The 16869-nt window shown below is 41.4% G+C and carries 16 protein-coding genes; 7 read left to right on the top strand and 9 right to left on the bottom strand.

Features of this window, described 5'->3' with window-relative positions:
- Positions 1-321: 321 nt before the first annotated feature.
- Positions 322-1554 (bottom strand): C45 family autoproteolytic acyltransferase/hydrolase, encoded by a 1233-nt coding sequence (locus HRJ06_RS01690; protein ID WP_174727759.1) that lies wholly within the window; start codon positions 1552-1554, stop codon positions 322-324.
- A gap of 88 nt (positions 1555-1642) precedes the next feature.
- A complete protein-coding gene (locus HRJ06_RS01685) occupies positions 1643-2707 on the bottom strand; it encodes a M14 family zinc carboxypeptidase (protein WP_174727756.1) in 1065 nt (354 codons plus the stop codon).
- Positions 2708-3309: 602 nt separating this feature from the next.
- Here HRJ06_RS01685 and fdhF point away from each other — a divergent pair.
- The 4 genes from fdhF to HRJ06_RS23420 are packed head-to-tail and all read left to right on the top strand — an operon-like array spanning position 3310 to position 7156.
- Positions 3310-6300: a formate dehydrogenase subunit alpha gene (fdhF, locus tag HRJ06_RS01680; protein WP_174727754.1), complete on the top strand. Its 2991-nt coding sequence runs from the start codon at positions 3310-3312 to the stop codon at positions 6298-6300.
- Positions 6275-6766: a helical membrane plugin domain-containing protein gene (locus HRJ06_RS01675; protein WP_174727751.1), complete on the top strand. Its 492-nt coding sequence runs from the start codon at positions 6275-6277 to the stop codon at positions 6764-6766. Before fdhF ends, HRJ06_RS01675 begins: the two co-directional genes overlap by 26 nt.
- A 20-nt stretch (positions 6767-6786) precedes the next feature.
- A complete protein-coding gene (locus HRJ06_RS01670) occupies positions 6787-7011 on the top strand; it encodes a heavy-metal-associated domain-containing protein (RefSeq protein WP_174727748.1) in 225 nt (74 codons plus the stop codon).
- Between the two features lie 13 nt (positions 7012-7024).
- Positions 7025-7156 carry a hypothetical protein gene (locus HRJ06_RS23420; protein ID WP_277874645.1) on the top strand — a complete coding sequence of 44 codons (132 nt, stop codon included), beginning with the start codon at positions 7025-7027 and terminating at the stop codon, positions 7154-7156.
- Positions 7157-7222: 66 nt separating this feature from the next.
- Here HRJ06_RS23420 and HRJ06_RS01665 read toward each other — a convergent pair whose 3' ends face one another.
- On the bottom strand, positions 7223-8485 hold the full coding sequence (locus HRJ06_RS01665; RefSeq protein WP_174727745.1) for an L-lactate MFS transporter: 1263 nt from the start codon (positions 8483-8485) through the stop codon (positions 7223-7225).
- A 666-nt stretch (positions 8486-9151) separates the two neighbouring features.
- Between HRJ06_RS01665 and HRJ06_RS23645 the strand changes: the two genes are divergently transcribed.
- On the top strand, positions 9152-9361 hold the full coding sequence (locus HRJ06_RS23645) for a DUF202 domain-containing protein (protein ID WP_174728138.1): 210 nt from the start codon (positions 9152-9154) through the stop codon (positions 9359-9361).
- Positions 9362-9436: 75 nt separating this feature from the next.
- On the opposite strand, the gene HRJ06_RS01655 is transcribed toward HRJ06_RS23645, so the two are convergent.
- Positions 9437-9676 (bottom strand): hypothetical protein, encoded by a 240-nt coding sequence (locus HRJ06_RS01655; RefSeq protein WP_174727742.1) that lies wholly within the window; start codon positions 9674-9676, stop codon positions 9437-9439.
- A 191-nt stretch (positions 9677-9867) separates the two neighbouring features.
- Here HRJ06_RS01655 and HRJ06_RS01650 point away from each other — a divergent pair, with 191 nt between their 5' ends.
- Together HRJ06_RS01650 and HRJ06_RS01645 are read left to right on the top strand one after the other, a co-directional pair.
- Entirely contained in the window at positions 9868-11280 is a 1413-nt protein-coding gene (locus tag HRJ06_RS01650; RefSeq protein ID WP_174727739.1) for a glycoside hydrolase family 18 protein, read from the top strand.
- A 254-nt stretch (positions 11281-11534) separates the two neighbouring features.
- On the top strand, positions 11535-11702 hold the full coding sequence (locus HRJ06_RS01645; protein WP_174727736.1) for a hypothetical protein: 168 nt from the start codon (positions 11535-11537) through the stop codon (positions 11700-11702).
- A gap of 82 nt (positions 11703-11784) precedes the next feature.
- Here the strand turns inward: HRJ06_RS01645 and ystJ are convergent, their stop codons facing one another.
- From ystJ to HRJ06_RS01620, 5 genes are all read right to left on the bottom strand, one after another.
- Entirely contained in the window at positions 11785-12981 is a 1197-nt protein-coding gene (gene ystJ, locus HRJ06_RS01640) for an NADP-dependent malic enzyme (RefSeq protein ID WP_174727733.1), read from the bottom strand.
- Between the two features lie 134 nt (positions 12982-13115).
- On the bottom strand, positions 13116-14084 hold the full coding sequence (locus tag HRJ06_RS01635; RefSeq protein ID WP_174727729.1) for a VOC family protein: 969 nt from the start codon (positions 14082-14084) through the stop codon (positions 13116-13118).
- A gap of 27 nt (positions 14085-14111) precedes the next feature.
- On the bottom strand, positions 14112-14900 hold the full coding sequence (locus tag HRJ06_RS01630) for an SDR family NAD(P)-dependent oxidoreductase (RefSeq protein WP_242035102.1): 789 nt from the start codon (positions 14898-14900) through the stop codon (positions 14112-14114).
- 27 nt (positions 14901-14927) lie between these two features.
- Positions 14928-15437 (bottom strand): aromatic-ring-hydroxylating dioxygenase subunit beta, encoded by a 510-nt coding sequence (locus HRJ06_RS01625; RefSeq protein WP_174727726.1) that lies wholly within the window; start codon positions 15435-15437, stop codon positions 14928-14930.
- 60 nt (positions 15438-15497) lie between these two features.
- Complete coding sequence (locus HRJ06_RS01620) at positions 15498-16805, bottom strand: aromatic ring-hydroxylating dioxygenase subunit alpha (protein WP_174727723.1); 1308 nt, start codon at positions 16803-16805, stop codon at positions 15498-15500.
- Positions 16806-16869 lie beyond the last annotated feature (64 nt).

Raw genomic sequence — 16869 nt, 5'->3', positions numbered from 1 at the left:
TTATCTTAACAATAATGAATATAAACTCTTATTAACACCATAAAAATACTATTTATGCTCATTTCTTTATTTAAAAAAGGAGCCTCTAGCCCTAAAATAAAGTGCTGACGCCCGTTAAACACGATGTTACTGATGTAGACCGACTGAGAGTAAACACTATGAGATAGACGTGGTTTTTGCAGTTATTTTCGAAGGGACAATAGAGAAGTACACTAAGGAATTAGATGCAGTTGATATAGTACGATTGTTGATAGCACCTTTTTTAAGAAAAACGAAAAAAAAGCCCCAAAAGAAACAATCTCCTGGGGCCTTTCTATGAAACTACTCTCGGTTTTCTGCTGTGTTTACGAGACGGTCACTTTGAGCTCCTGAGCTAAACGGTTCAGGAATATGCGGACGGTCTACTTCAAACGGAATGGCTGGTGCAACACTTGGCTGGCCAAGCTGCGACCACATTCTTAGCTTGCTTCCATCGAATGTTCCTGTTGAGACTGAACCCATTCCTCTTCCATTCAGTTCATACTGAGCATCAATCCAATAGACTGGCTCCTCGCCATCCTGATCTTCAGAGATTTTAACAAGATCTTGAGGATTTAGCTTGCCAGTCTTCTCATTTAAAAGATCAGTTGCACGCTCAAGCCGTTCTTCAGTTGAAATGTACCAGCTCCAACGTTCTCTTTCAGCAGGGTCATCATCCAATGCCTCGTACTGCTCCATCTCTGGAAGAATGTAATGGTTTGTATGAGCCATTGCTTCGTCAACAACCCACTTAACCGCATAAGCGGAATGGGTTGTTTCAAGGAATGCGCCTTCTTCTTTATCTGCTATCCCGTATACGGAACCAGATGATCTTGGTAAATCTTGAATATAGGATACAGCTTCCTGAGCATTTTCTGCATTTTCAAGAGCCATTCGGATAACCGTCAGATTTCCGTATCCCGATCCTCTATCCCATGTATGCAAAACATTATTCCCAACAGAAACGCCATGTTCATTAATACCCATCGCAATTCCGGAAGACCCTGCACTAGTAATCCCAAGGAACTTATTTCCATCTTCAGGAACAATTTGCAGGACAACCTGCTTGTACCCTCGGGAAGCATCACGGTTTTTATGATAGTAGGCCTTATCTCCCTGGGTAGCGGATCCTGTGGCAATAATCGTCGTACAGCCATCACCAACTACCTGTTCTTCCAGCACATTAAAGGCTAGTAGATCTTCCAGCTCAACACCAGAGCCTTCAGCCATTGCCTTATATTGTTCTAACAATTCCGGACTTTCTTCTAGTAAAAATGCTTGATAGTCAGCTGCCGTGCTTTCAAGGTCCTCTTTTGTAAAATCAGCTGCCTGTGCAGCCACCTTAAAAAGGTCAATATTTTGAGCAATAGCCCACTTAGCCTGTTCTCCGTACTGCTTTCCGATTTCGGCTGCAGTTCCTTCAGCATACACAGAAGCTTCACCTTGTTTTTCACTGGCATTTACTGGACCATTAAAAGAGCCTAAAGTTAAAACAGCAGCTATAACAGACAAACTTAAAATTTTTGTTATTCTCAATGTGCACTCTCCTTATATTTAGTTTTCAATCGAAAATACCCGTTAATAAACCTAAGTTCACAACGGGTATTCTGAGCGTTACCGCTTTTTATTCGTCAGCCTCTTCACCAGGCAGATTACTTTGCTCAGGAAGCGTATCCCAGAAAGTTGTATCAGCAGTTTCAATCGATCCATCAGAAATCGCTCTGACTGCAGAATCCAATGTAAGGACTGTTTGCTTAATTAAATAGCCATTGCTCTTTTGGCCCAGGGCATAAGACTCATAAAAATGGTCGGACATTCCGCGCATTTCAAAAAGAAGCGTTGAAATATCATAGCGTACAGCAGCCCCATTACGGCCGATATTTTCACCTGTTCCGCCGCGGTATTTACCGATATGTCCCCACCCAGTCGGCTCAAGAGTATTATAGACAATAGAGCCGAGCTTCTTGGAGCCTTCCAAAACCGCTGGATCCACATTTTCATTCGTTGGGTACAAAATCGATCCGGATACTAGTTCACCATCTGTCGCACTGCGCGTTCCCTGGTGATGCAGATCGATCATATAATCAATATCATATTTTTCAAAGACATTTTCATGAAGAGCTTTTGCTTCAGGCTCCATTTCAACAGTCGCTTTTGCATGTTCACGGTTTAAATCTACTTCGTTTGCATTGTAGCGAGTCAGGTGGCGGTCACCATCAGCCAGGTAGTTATCAAGAGAGAAATTCACATCGCCCATAGCACCATCAGCGTTTAACATCGGAATCACGAGTACATTGACATTATCGAGAACACCTTTTGTTTTTCCAGTGCCAAGATGCTTGATAAATTCAAGCGCACCTTCAGTTGTCAGCTGCTCATTGCCGTGCTGCTGAGTCAAGAATAAAATGGTTGGGTTTTCAGGATTTGAAATATACTTAGCCATGTAAATGTCACGGCCTTTAACTGTTTCGCCAATAACTTCAAGCTCTAATGCTTCCTGTTTCGCGTCTTGGACTTTAAGATAATCGACCAAGCTCTCGTATGTATGTAGCATTGATGTCTGGATGGATCCTGTCCCCGCATTTGGGCCATTCCCAACAGCACCTACCGGAAGAGAAACCGCTGTTACTGCTCCTAAAGCCATTAAGCCAGACAATGAAACAGAAAGTACTTTCTTTTTTACATTCATGAACATAACCTCCATTTTATTTTTGATCCCTTTAAAGGAACCTTCATCTATTATTCTAGTGGTACAATTCGATAGTGTTAATAGAGTAAGCTACCTATCATTTAGACAAATTTCGATAACCGAAATAAGTATTAAATAACTAGTTAAAAAACAAAAAACAGACCTTACTACGTAAAAGTAGGTCCTTCATAGCCTATTCCCTTAAAAATCTTAGGCTGCTAAACAACACAGCAGCCTATTACAATAGGAGAAAGGATACACATTTTTAAAGTGACTATAAAAACAACGAAAAAAAACGCCAAAAGAACTATCATAATGGCTATTTTCACAAAAACGCTGCTGAATGCTGCAATTTGTTTATCTCTGTCTATGCCATCTAACCTAGGCCTAAAATTTTTTCTCGCCATACTCCAAATATAGAGAGCAGAGTAATTACTTCACTTCCGTTGTAAGCCTTTTTATTGTCGAAGCAGACCGATTTACTTGCTTGGTATGCGCAACTTTTCATGGAATTCATATTAATCGGCAAATAATGTCATACTTCTTCCTCATATAGCCAATACTATTTTGTAATTCTGACAATAATTAATAGGTGGGGTAAGATGGAACAAACAAAGATTACATTTTCAATTGACAACAATGAAATCCAAGCAATTCCAGGGCAATCAATCTTTGAGGCTGCAAGAGACAGCGATTTTTTCCTGCCAGGCATATGCTCCACCCAGCCTGACTTGGGCGTGGGGGTTATTCAAACTTGCGACACATGCTATGTTGAAATTGATGGAGAGTTAAAACGCTCCTGTACCACCAAGGCTGCACCTGACATGAAGGTAAGCTCCGGCTCTGAAAAGGCAAAAGCAGCACAGCTTGAGGGAATGTCGCGAATACTTAAAAATCATGAATTATATTGCACCGTTTGCGATAATAACAATGGCAACTGTACGGTTCATAATACTGCAGAACACTTGCAGCTGAATCATCAAAAATATGAATTCACTCCAAAGCCATATCCACCAGACAACTCTCATCCGTTTTATCGGTATGAGCCTGACCAATGCATATTATGCGGCCTTTGTGTCGAGGCTTGCCAGGATCTCCAGGTTAGCGAAGTGTTGAGCATTGATTGGGAACGGCAACAGCCCAGAGTTATTTGGGATAATGATGTCCCCATTAATGAATCTTCATGTGTATCATGCGGACATTGTGTAACCGTCTGCCCCTGCAACGCTCTGATGGAAAAATCAATGCTTGGTAATGCAGGCTATTTGACTGGCATTCCAAAAAGTGTTCTTGAACCAATGATTGATCTAACAAAAGAAGTTGAGCCGGGCTTTAAAGAGATTTTCGCCATTTCAAATGTGGAAGCGGCCATGCGTGAAGCGCGTATTAACCGGACAAAAACGGTTTGTACTTATTGCGGGGTAGGCTGCACCTTTGAGGTTTGGACAAAGGATCGGGAAATTTTGAAAATCCAGCCACAAGCCGATGCACCTGTCAACGGAGTATCTACATGTGTGAAAGGTAAATTCGGTTGGGATTTTGTAAATAGCGAGGAGCGTTTAACAACACCTTTAATTAGAAAAGGCGAAAAGTTTGTAGAAGCAACATGGGAGGAAGCTCTCTCCCTAATCGGTGAAAAATTCCTCAGCATCAAAGAAAAAGACGGGGCTGATGCTCTCGGATTTATTGCATCCTCTAAATGTTCAAACGAGGAAAACTATCTGTTTCAAAAATTGGCGAGAACTGTCTTTAAAACGAATAACATTGATAACTGTTCAAGATACTGCCAGACCCCCGCTTCAGCCGGCCTGATGCGCACAGTCGGAATCGGAGGAGATTCAGGTACATTAGAGGATATTGCCAGCTCAGAATTAATCCTTGTCGTCGGCGCAAATCCGGCTGAGTCTCATCCTGTATTGGCTACAAGAGTGAAAAGGGCAAATAAATTAGCAGAGCAAAAACTAATTGTTGCAGACCTCAGAAAGAATGACCTGGCCGAAAGAGCTGATTTGCATATCCATCCCAAACCGGGAACAGATCTTGTCTGGCTGTCTGCAATAACCAAATATATTGTCGATCAAGGCTGGGAGGATCGTGAGTTTTTGAACAGCCGTGTGAACCGCGTGGAGGATTATATACAATCGCTAAATAAATTCACACTTGAATATGCGGAGGATATTACAGGCATATCCAAAGAGACATTAAAAACAATTGCCACTATGATCCATGAAGCTAAAGGAACCTGTATTCTATGGGCAATGGGCGTTACCCAGCATATGGGCGGTACTGATACAAGCACTGCAATTGGAAACCTCCTCCTTATTACAGGTAACTTTGCAAAGCCAGGTGCCGGTGCTTTTCCATTACGCGGACATAATAATGTACAGGGTGCAAGTGATTTCGGAACAATGCCTGCATGGCTTCCAGGTTATCAGCCAGTGGAAAATGATGAAGTCCGAGCTCGTTTTGAAAAAGCATGGGGAACGGATATCCCTAAACAACCCGGATTGAACAACCATCAAATTGTCGCGGCTATTCAAGCCGAAAAAGTAAAAGGCATGTACTTGTTTGGAGAAGAAATGGGCCTGGTGGATTCAAATATCAATTTCGTTCATGAAGCGTTTGAGAAACTAGAATTTTTTGTTGTTCAAGATATCTTTTTTTCAAAAACAGCTCAGTTTGCGGATGTAGTCCTTCCTGCAGCACCAAGCCTGGAAAAAGACGGGACGTTTACCAATACAGAACGGCGCATCCAAAGATTTTACAAAGTGTTTGATCCGCTTGGAGACAGCAAGCCTGACTGGGAAATCTTTCAGGATCTGGCAAATCACCTTGGAGCAAACTGGAACTATTCACATCCTGGTGAAATCATGGATGAGGCAGCCAAACTAGCCCCTCATTTTGCCGGAGTCAGCTACGAGCGACTGGAAGGCTGGGAAAGCCAAGTATGGCCGGTCGATATATCTGGAAAAGATACTCCATTATTATATAAAGACAAATTCCAGTTCCCAGATGGAAAAGCACGGCTTATTACTGTGGATTGGACGCCTCCGTTCGAGGCTGGCGCGGATTATGACCTGCACCTTAATAATGGCAGGATACTGGAGCATTTTCACGAAGGAAACATGACCTATAAATCTGAAGGCATCACTTCTAAAGTTCCTGAGTTATGGCTCGAAGTTTCACCTGAGCTCGCCGAAGAACGGAACATTCAGACAGGTTCACTTGTCCGCCTTACCTCCCCCTACGGCCATATCTCTGTCCGTGTATGGGTTACTGACCAAGTCAAAGGAAAAGAATTATATTTGCCGATGCATACAACTGAGGGGAAAGGCGCTGTAAACAAGCTGACCAGCAGTTATCATGACAAAATTACACATACCCCGAATTACAAAGAAATGCAAGTAAAAATGGACGTGCTTGAAAAAGATGGTGAATCACCGCTTCCGCACCATAATTTCCGGTTTGGAAATCCGCAGCCGCATATTGGCGTTGAAACGGAGAAAAAATGGAAACGGTCTGATTTTATCTCCATTCCAGAATTGGTTGAAAGGGAGGGACTGATTGATGGCGAAAGCAATCAGGCAAATTGAGAAGACTACACCAAGCTCTGAAGAATTACACGATCAAGATATTACCGCATTGCTGAAGCAAATTGTCGAAAACCGTCAAGCTATCTCAACGAGCCTTAATATTTTAAATGAACTCCAGCAGACAGGAGTGCTCGATACACTTAACGGGTTGCTAAAAACGAGGGTAAAGGTTGCGTCCATTGCGATGGAACAAGTCAATCAGCCAAGCATGCATAATATCATAAAAAACGGGTTCAATACAATTGAATTTCTAGGAGCCCTTGATCCGGAAAAATTGAAAGTCATTTTGAACGCTGTCAGTAAAGGGCTCGATGAAACATCAGAAAGAATCGGGCAAAATGAACCTATCGGCCTTTGGGGCATGATGAAAACAATCCGGGACCCTGATGTCAATACGGCTCTTTCCTCTATGTTAGGCTTTTTGAATGGCATGGGAAAGGAAATGGGAAAAGGAAGAACTCATTAATTCGGGACGGTGAACATGAATTGATTACACGGACAATTACGATCTCAGAAATGAGTAAAGCAGATGAGGAAAAAATCAATGAAGCCCTACATGATGTTTGGGGTGTTCGAAATATAAAGCTTAACCCTACTAAAGGAGAAGCAGTCATTTCATTTGACGAACAGGCAGCTTCCTTTATTGACTTTAAACAAGCAGTGATTGATTGTGGATTTCAAATAACTGAAACAGGAGAACAAAGCAGCTAAAGGAGGCAATCATATGTACAGAGTTTGTGAAGTTTGCGGCCGGCAGGAAGAGATCGAACAAGAAAATAATGAATTTGAGATTCTTGACGTGTGCCCGGAATGCTCTAACGACCGAATGGTAATACCAACCATAGAGCAATTATAGGCTACAAAGTAAAAAGCTCTTACATCTGCTGTATAGATGTAAGAGCTTTTTTAATCCAAAAGACATTTACTCTGTAGCCAGTTTTGAATGAGGAAGCCCTTTTTTCTCTTCTCTGACATTTTTTATGTTGCGTTTCATTAATAACGACACAAAAAGTGCCACTACGAGCATGACGGCAAAAATATAAAAAGTAGTCGTGTAGCTTAAGGTTGTCTCATAAATGTATGAAACAAGCATTGGTCCCACAACACCGGCCAATGACCAGGATGTCAGCAGATAGCCATGAATCGCACCCAATTGTTTTGTTCCAAATAAATCGCCAATGAAAGCTGGTAGGCAAGCAAATCCGCCGCCGTAGCAAGAAACAATAATAAACAGCAAAGCGGAAAACAGTATGACATTTGTTATAAACGGAAGCATGAAGAAGGTGATCAGCTGGATACCAAAAAAGGCTATATAGGTATTCGAGCGTCCCATATAGTCTGACCCTGTCGCCCACCCTATCCTTCCAAGGCCATTAAACAGTCCCATAAGACCGACGATATTAGCAGCAACAATTGCTGTCGCTCCAGTGATTTCTTGTGACATAGGAGAGGCCACAGATAAGATCATTATACCTGCCGATATATTGATAAACATCATAATCCAAAGGAGCCAAAAACGTGTCGTTTTTACCGCTTCATTTGCAGTAAGCTGTGCAAGATCCACCCTTCTCTTGTCTTCCTCTTTTTGTTCTTGCATGCCCTTGGGCGCCCATCCTTCTGGCGGCTTAGCAATATAAAGTGCTCCGGAAATCATTAAAATCAGGTAGGTAATCCCCAGAATATAAAAGGTGAGCGGGATGGATGTTGTTGCCATTAACTGTCCTGCCACAGGACTCGTAATTAGAGACCCTGCTCCAAAACCCATCACTGCCATTCCAGTTGCCAGCCCTCTGCGATCAGGAAACCATTTTACCAAGGTAGAGACAGGAGCAATATATCCGAACCCAAGACCCAAACCCCCGATTACACCATAAAAGAGCAAAAACAATAGGTAACTTGAGTTTTGTACCGCAAATCCAGCCCCAATGGTCCCTACCCCAAAGAAGGTTGCAGCAATTAAAGCCGATATGCGTGGCCCCCTCTTTTCAACAAACCGTCCAAAGAAAGCGGCAGCAATCCCTAGGATAAAGATTGCGATCGTAAACGCGAGCGACACGTCTGTTTTTTCCCACCCTAATGCGTTATACAGTGGGAGCTGGTAGACACTATAAGCATAAACAGATCCAATCGACAAGTGGATCGCAATCGCAGAAAGAGCAATTAGCCATCTATTTTTTTCAGCCATTATAAAATCTCCTTTCACAGATCTATCTTCTTATTAATGCCCCAAAAATCTACATTTTTCACTGTAAGTCTTTGCCTTTGGGAGAAAGAAGGTGAAGGTAAACAAATATTATGAATCAAAATAGCAAAACAATTATGATGGAAGTGTACTGGATATGAAGAAAAAAACCTTGGAGAGATATTTCCGGAGTCAAGTGAGCACGGTCGATATCAAGCAAAGTGTATTAAACGTCCATCTGAATGGTTAAGCCTGTGCCTTTGACTAACTATGAAGCATTTAAAAATGATAAAGCACATGAAGACTCCCCCCATAGTGGAAAAGACCGTTGCAATATTTCGAAGCAGTTATATGCCAAAAAATCAGAAGTAAAGGTCAAAAGCCACTCACTTTATAACGAGTGGCTTTGAAAACTAAATTGGAAGCAAAAATGATATTGTAATTCTTTTCCTGAAAATCCTCCCAACTAAATTTATTAGGCCATATGGGCACAACAAACCAGACTGTTCCTACAGCAAACCAGCATAAAGGATGGATGAATGAGAGAATCCTGCTTATACTATGATCATCACGTTTTATGCGGAGTAGTTTTATTTGGCTGAAAAAAATATAGCATCTGAACAGAAACCATTAACACGCAACCACTTGTTAGCGATGGAATGAACTAAGCTGGCAAATGAAAGAACAATACTAGCCTATATTCGTACAGCATTAACTGCTCTAGCTACCGCAGCCAGCCTGATCCAATTTTTTGAAAGTAAAGTCTTCAGAATAACGGGATACATTCTGGTGCCGATTGGGTTCATCCTTCTAGCAATCGGTTATTACAGTTTTTATAAAGTTAGAAAACAGATAAAGGATATAGTGGTTCAAAAGTAGAGATTAACCTGCAAGCCCATTTCAAGCGGCTTCAACAAGCGCAATCCCAGAATCAATTCCCTCTTTTTATCTAGTTCAAGAGTAGAGGAATCCTAACGAAAAGATCACAGCTGTAAACAAGCCTATAAGAAAGATCAAAATACGTTTAATGAGAGTTGGTGCGATTTTAAAGGTTATATCAAAAATTAATTCAACTATGCTGGATGAGAACCCTACATCAAACCCATCTACATCCTTCTTCTTTCCAAACAGAGCAAACCACATAACTGCATAACCCAGTAAAGCTAGTATTCCTAAAAAAATTTTGAGCCACATTCTATTATCCCCTCATGCGTTTTTTATTTAGATTTTATTCAAACAAGCATTTTTTAGCTATCGTTTAAAATCTTCCAATAAGATTTCTAGTCTGCCAAAATATGTGCCTTAGATAACCTTCAAGCCTCTATCGTAGGACAGCTCTCCTCTGCATACTATGTAAAAAAACTGTAACCATGGAGGAGAATAAAATGCAGATACACGTAGTGCAGCCTGGGGAATCCTTATGGCGCATAACACAAAGCTATAACACCGATATCAACCAAACTATATTATTGAATGAACTCGATAATCCAAATCTGCTTGTAGCCGGTCAAACACTGGTCATTCCGGAAATTAGCCGAGAGTATGTTATACAGCCAGGTGACAACCTTTGGTCCATTGCTTCACGTTATGGGGTAACCTTACAAGAGCTGGCGAGCTTTAATAATATCAATAATCCATCATTAATTTACGCAGGCCAAATGCTTGAAATGCCTTACTTCTCTTATACGATTCAAGCAGGAGAAAACCTTTGGTCGATCGCTTCACGCCATGGGGTAACAGTCAATCAGATTGTTCAAGCCAACAATATTGCCAACCCTGCTTTGATTTATTCCGGCCAGGTCATTCGGATTCCGGCAGCAAAGAAACCTCTGATTGAAGTCAATGCTTATATCACCAGAATGAATGAGCAAGGCAGACGGGAAGTTCTCACCAAGGGAAATCTTTTCACATATCTTTCCCCTTTTTCCTATGGCGTCGGCGAGGATGGCTCACTTTTATCCCTCCTCGATACCTTAGTACTCCAAGGAGCCCAAACCACCAACTCCTCACCATTGCTGACAATCACCAACACGGTCGCAGGAACGTTTAGTTCCGACAGGGCTGCAGCTGTACTGAGAGACACTGAGGCCCAGGAAACCTTGCTGACAAATATTTTAACTGTGATGCGTGAAAAAGGATATACAGGATTGAATATTGATTTCGAATATGTCTATCCTGAGGATCGTGAAAACTTCAATGCCTTTTTACGCAGAGCGGTTGCCAGTTTGCATCCCGAGGGGTATTCGGTTTCGACAGCTCTAGCTCCGAAAATAAGCGCTGACCAGCCAGGATTGCTTTATGAGGCACATGATTATGAAGCACACGGCGAAATTGTCGATTTTGTAGTTTTGATGACTTACGAATGGGGATGGTCGGGCGGCAGGCCATGGGCGATTGCACCAATAAGTGAGGTAAGGAAAGTGCTCGATTATGCTGTCACAGCTATTCCTCCAGAAAAAATCCTGATGGGTGTGCCGTTGTATGGAAGAGACTGGCGCATCCCGTGGGTACAGGGTACGACTGCACGAACAGTCAATCCGAAAGCGGCTATAAGCTTGGCTGCACAGTATGGAGTCTCTATTCAATATCATGAAACATATCAGTCCCCATTTTTCCGCTATACAGACGAGGAAGGCCAGCAGCATGAAGTATGGTTTGAGGATGCGCGAAGCGTGCAGGCGAAGTATGACACCGTTAAGGAATATGGGTTAAGAGGAGTAAGCTATTGGGTACTCGGAGTCCCATTTCCACAAAACTGGCCAGTACTGCAAAATAATTTTACAATCAGGAAGGATTAATCCATCTTCCCTGCAGGCCATCAGCTTGTGGGGTTTTCTTTTGACCATGCACTTTACTGGTATATAAATAGTGAGTTATACGTTTGTTTAGCCTTTCCATCTAAATAATGGAACCTTTCACCTATTTTATGAATAAAATACCTCCATTTCATTCAAAATAAGGAAAAAGTGCTCGAGGTGAAAAATGGGATTATTAAATGCATTTAACGAGTGGAGAGATTTGAGGATACAAAACCATGTGTCACGAATGAAGGATGAAAATAAATGCCCTGATTGCACCGGCAGAGGGTTTTCAATTTATCCAGGAAGTGAATTTGCTTATCATGCCAGTCACTTTGAGTGTCCAGGCTGTAATGGCACCGGCCTTTACACCGAATGGAATAGTCTTTCTTAATTTAACTCAATTGACCTATCATAACTAAGCTATAAAGGTAAAAGCTTGGGGCTCCCCCAAGCTTTTAATTTAGATGGATTTAGTTTAATTCCATATGCTTAGCAGGAAACCTAAGCTTCAACCTTTATCTTACCTCTGGCTACTCCCGTGTCTATTGCTGCTTTTGAGACAGCCTTTGCTACACTTGCAGCCACTCTTTTGTCAAATGGATGAGGGATTATATAATCAGGCTTTAATTCAGTTGCTAAAATCAAATCTGCAATTGCATACACGGCGGCTATCTTCATTTCCTCATTAATACAGCTTGCCTGAACGTCTAATGCACCTCGAAAAATACCCGGAAACGCCAAAACGTTATTAACTTGGTTTGGAAAATCTGAACGCCCTGTTCCCACTACTTTTGCTCCCGCTTCTAAGGCTTCTCCCGGCATAATTTCAGGTATCGGGTTGGCCATCGCAAAAATGATCGCATCCTCATTCATCGTTTTTACCATCTCTGAAGATAAAGCACCAGCAGCTGATACTCCAATAAATACATCAGCGTCATCGATAGCATCTGCTAAGCTTCCAGACTTAAGACCGTGATTTGTTATTTTGGCAATCTCCTCTTTAAGTGAATTCATTCCTTCACTTCTTCCTTCATAAATAATCCCTTTCGTATCACATAAAAGGATCTCTTTAACTCCGAGGTGAACCAATAATTTTATAATTGCTATTCCAGCTGCCCCTGCTCCATTCACTACAACCCGAATTGCTTCCATTGATTTACCGACTAATTTTAAGGCATTGACCAAACCTGCAGTTGTAACGATTGCTGTTCCATGCTGATCATCATGAAAAACGGGAATGCCGCACTCATTCTTCAATCTCTCTTCAATTTCAAAACAACGGGGAGATGATATATCCTCTAGGTTAACTCCTCCAAAATTAGGTTCCAGCAGCTTAACTGTTTCCACAATTTTATCTACATCTGTCGTATTAAGGCAGATAGGGAACGCATCTACGTCAGCAAACACTTTAAATAAAATTGCTTTCCCGTCCATTACCGGAATAGCTGCTTTTGGACCTATATCCCCCAGCCCCAACACTGCAGTACCGTCAGAAATAACAGCAACTAAATTTCCTTTATTGGTATAATCATAGACAGCCTTTTCATCATTATAAATTTCCATACACGGCTCCGCTACACCAGGAGAATACGCTAAACTTAAATCTTCAGCATTTTGTACGGGGACTTTTGAGTAAAAACCAAGCTTCCCTTTATTCTTTCTGTGTAAATCAAGCGATCTTTGTCGAATATCAGACATATATACTTCTCTCCTTAACTAGTCTTTTCACAGTATCGAAGTCCGCCCTGCCAAATACTGAATATTTAGATATATATCAATAAAACCAGGCCCATGAGCAGTGCCTGAGAATATATCGCTTCTATTTTATTGATTTAAGAGTCATATCTCTCTAGTAATTCAATGATAACCTTGAATGTTGAGACAGTATCCATATAAGCATATCTTCCTTTACCATTCCAGAAGTTTCCTGTTTGGATAACTGGATAACCCATATCCTCTAACAATTTAATCTTTTCTTCCATGTTCTCGATTACAAAAGATATATGATGAATACCTTCACCATGTTCCTCAAGGTGGGTTTTCCAAGTACTTGGAGAATCACCCGGCTCAATTAATTCAATTTGAACCAATGGTGTGTTAATAAACATGTACTTAGATTTTCCTTCAGTTGGTTTTCCTTCGTAAATCACATTAGTAAGTTCACTTGGACCAGACTGAATCACTGGAGGCTTTTCCATTCCCAACAAATTACAGTAGGCTTCTGCAGCAGCGTCTATATCCTTGACAACAATTGCAAGTTGTTCCAATTTATTTGTTCCCAGTAATGGGTTAAAAGTATCCACAGCTGGAGCAGTGTCTCTTGGCCCTGCACTTTCAAGAATCTCTACAAGAGTTTTTAAGGCGCCCTGCGTATCGGCATATACATATCGGCCATCACTCGAAGTGAACTCTCCGCTTTGAAGCAGAGGATAGCCACTTTCCTCAAAGGCTGGCATGCTTTCTTTTATAGAATCCACATCAAAGGCAATATGATGAATGCCTTCCCCTACAGTATCTAAAAACTCCCGCATAGTACCTGGTGCTTTGTCTGGCTCTATCAATTCAAATTGAACAGTCGGGGTGTTCATAAACACCAATTTGCTACGTGACGGGGTTGGCTTCCCACGAAATACTACCTTCGATACTTCCTGATCCCCGGTTAAAAACCAATCAGGCTTGGGAATTCCAAGAAGTTTGGCAAAGGCCTCAGAAGCTGCTTCTATATCATGGACAACAAATGCCAGCTGATTGATAACATTGTTGCCCGCCAGTGGTTTTTTTTCGGTAGAATTTTTAGTCAATGATATTCCTCCTCTAGGGTTTAAAAATTATGAAAGCCCTCTAACCCCTAATCCCCCATCGCTTGAGATAACTTCCCCTGTAATCGCACGAGATTTGTTTGATGCAAGGAGCGTATACGCTGCTACATGATCCTCAGAGCTCATGGCAATTCTAAGCGGGTTTCTTAATTTAATGCTGTTTGCTTTGGTCTCATTATCTACTGATTTTACAAAAGGCTGAAGAGGCGGAATCACGTTGAGCGCAGTTAATGTGCCTCCTGGAGCAACAGCATTCACCCTAATATCAGGTGCTAATTCAAAGGCCAGCTGGCGCATTAGCCCGATTTGGGCATGCTTGCTTGCTGTATACCATACTCCTCCACCGTCAGGATAAAAACCCGATCCAGATACTGTGAAAATCATATTTCCAGCCGTCTTTTTCAGTTCATCAACCGAAGCTTTAGCCCCATTGAAATAACCTTTTACATTAATATTAAATAACAGGTCATATGCGCTCGACATTGCTTCAGCTGTAACATGATTAAATTTTGCAAAACCGTCAAACACTCCTGCATTCGCAACGAAAACGTCAAGCTTTCCATATGTCTCGACAGCTTTATTTACCGCTTTTTCATGATCTTCATAATTAGTAACATCGCCTTCGATACACTGGACAGCTTCTCCAAACTGCTCCTTTAGCAGGTTCAGCCCATCAACTGATTTATCTAGGATTGTGATAACTGCACCTTCCTGTATAAACTCTTCGGCTACCGCTTTCCCAATACCCGAAGCGCCTCCGGTTAGATAAATCGATTTCCCGCTTAATTGTGCCATCATTGGTGCTCCTTCCTGCTCTTTTGGCATTTATACAAATATTGCTAAGTTCCTTGTATTAATGGTCGTCTGATCAACAATGAAAGACCGTTTCGAGAGCTTCCATACTCCATCTTCATAAAGGAACTCATCGCGGCGTTCGCCAGAAATTAAGTCGTGATGTATATCTGTGCTTCGGCTCCGGTAAATAAGTAAATAACTATTAACGGATGCTTTTTCATCAGGTACATAGTTTACTAATTTCACATTGCTCACATAACGGCGTGTACGCGAAGGTGGTATTTCAGCCCAGGCATAATCAGTCTTCAGCCGGTCAAGGCGAATTTTCAACAAATCTATATCATCATTAAATGAAAACATTTCCTCGGAATAATCAGGACGCTCGGTCCCTTCCTTATTCACACGAACAGGCATTTGATAGACCAGACTCTTATGCATAAGACCGAACCAGCCGTCGAAATCTATATCATCAAGCAACTGTGCTTCTCGATACAGCCATTGTTCAAACTCATAATTTGCTAACATCTTCTCCAAACTCATAAATAATCCCCTCCATTGCCGACTTCAATTACTCAAACAAGAATAAAAACCTCAGAAATTTTAAGCTTTCATCAGATCAAGCCAGTAACGGTAGAAATTCCTTTGGTTTGCTTCTGAAAATTTGTCATCATAGACTACTCCTGGTCCAGCAAAATCTTTTACTGGTTCACGGTGCATTCCCATTGTATAGTTATAAGTTAATTCCTTCATGTATGGCATCGGCCCTGAGGCAGCTGCAGTAATATCAGTAAACACTTCTGTGTCATCTTGCTCAAATATGCCAGAAGGGCTGAAAGTCAAGATATAGGAGTCTCTAGAGCGATTTTTCCAATCTTGCGAAGCATTCTTCTCTACAAGGAACCACGAGATAACCTCCATTTTGTCCACGCCTACAGGACGCCACATCCTCATTGTTGTGTTGGAGATCAGCTTGTCTTTCACCTTTGTATGAGAAATCAAGAAGCTTATGTTCGGAAATATATTGCCGATCATATTTTTGAGGTTGGATAATACATCAAACTGTTCTTCGGACAAATTGGACTTATACTCCGGAATAAGTTCCTCAGGGAATGCAAAATCAGGATTAGGTGTACCCAGGTTGAGTCCGTGTCCGTTTTCAGTATGAATTTGATATCCTTTTTTAGAATATGTAGCACTTGGAACCATGCCTAATTTAACGATTGAGCCATGGGTAACCATCGTGTGATAGGAGTCCCCAACAAAGTTATCTGCTCCTACTTTCCAGTTTGAGTGAATAATAAATCTTTGCGGTGGTCCGACTACTTCCATTTCAGCCCTGCCTACCAAAATATCTAAATACCATTTGAAATCACCCAAGAACTCGGTTAAAGGTTCTGCATCTTCGTTCCAAGTTCCAAATAGAAGCCCTTTATATGACTCAATCCTTACTTTATGCAATCCAAGGGTTGACTTATCCAAATCTGTACCGTAAATATCCTTCTGAAGAGGCACACCGACAAGGTCACCATTATTTTTAAAATTAAACCCATGATAGGGACAAGTAAACGAAGATTTATTCCCCTTGTCTGCACGGCACAGCTTCATGCCCCTGTGTGTGCACATATTGTAAAAGCCGCGTATTACACCATCCGCACTTCTTGTAATAATCACTGAATACCCGCCTAGATCTCTTAACATATAATCATTCTTATTTGGTATTTCTGACTCATGGCCGATAAATAACCATGTCTTTAAGAAAAGCTTTTTATGCTCAAGATCGTATACATTTGCATCTCCAAGAATATAAGCAGGAATTGATCCTTCTTCAGGTCTAACTGTCTCGTCCAAATATTCAATCATTTCAGTTTGAGACATTTCTTTCAAATCCTTGATCGTTTTGCCCACCATTTAAATATCCCCCTTATAGTAAAAATGGGTATCTTATATTTCCAAGGAGAACGCCCTAACCTTC

Origin of the sequence: Mesobacillus harenae, from assembly GCF_013343715.1 — a bacterium.
In the GTDB taxonomy this organism is placed as follows: domain Bacteria; phylum Bacillota; class Bacilli; order Bacillales; family Cytobacillaceae; genus Mesobacillus_A; species Mesobacillus_A harenae.
Note: the sequence above shows the minus strand (reverse complement) of the source record. Positions and strands in the feature narration are given on the sequence as shown.

Bases quoted from the DNA above. Each gene is read 5' to 3' on its own strand.
- HRJ06_RS01675 (WP_174727751.1), top strand. From the start codon at position 6,275: ATGGCGAAAGCAATCAGGCAAATTGAGAAGACTACACCAAGCTCTGAA.
- HRJ06_RS01620 (WP_174727723.1), bottom strand. From the start codon at position 16,805: ATGGTGGGCAAAACGATCAAGGATTTGAAAGAAATGTCTCAAACTGAA.
- HRJ06_RS01630 (WP_242035102.1), bottom strand. From the start codon at position 14,900: ATGATGGCACAATTAAGCGGGAAATCGATTTATCTAACCGGAGGCGCT.
- fdhF (WP_174727754.1), top strand. From the start codon at position 3,310: ATGGAACAAACAAAGATTACATTTTCAATTGACAACAATGAAATCCAA.
- HRJ06_RS01685 (WP_174727756.1), bottom strand. From the start codon at position 2,707: ATGAATGTAAAAAAGAAAGTACTTTCTGTTTCATTGTCTGGCTTAATG.
- HRJ06_RS23420 (WP_277874645.1), top strand. From the start codon at position 7,025: ATGTACAGAGTTTGTGAAGTTTGCGGCCGGCAGGAAGAGATCGAACAA.
- HRJ06_RS01650 (WP_174727739.1), top strand. From the start codon at position 9,868: ATGCAGATACACGTAGTGCAGCCTGGGGAATCCTTATGGCGCATAACA.
- HRJ06_RS01665 (WP_174727745.1), bottom strand. From the start codon at position 8,485: ATGGCTGAAAAAAATAGATGGCTAATTGCTCTTTCTGCGATTGCGATC.
- HRJ06_RS01645 (WP_174727736.1), top strand. From the start codon at position 11,535: ATGAAAATAAATGCCCTGATTGCACCGGCAGAGGGTTTTCAATTTATC.
- ystJ (WP_174727733.1), bottom strand. From the start codon at position 12,981: ATGTCTGATATTCGACAAAGATCGCTTGATTTACACAGAAAGAATAAA.
- HRJ06_RS01625 (WP_174727726.1), bottom strand. From the start codon at position 15,437: ATGAGTTTGGAGAAGATGTTAGCAAATTATGAGTTTGAACAATGGCTG.
- HRJ06_RS01655 (WP_174727742.1), bottom strand. From the start codon at position 9,676: ATGTGGCTCAAAATTTTTTTAGGAATACTAGCTTTACTGGGTTATGCA.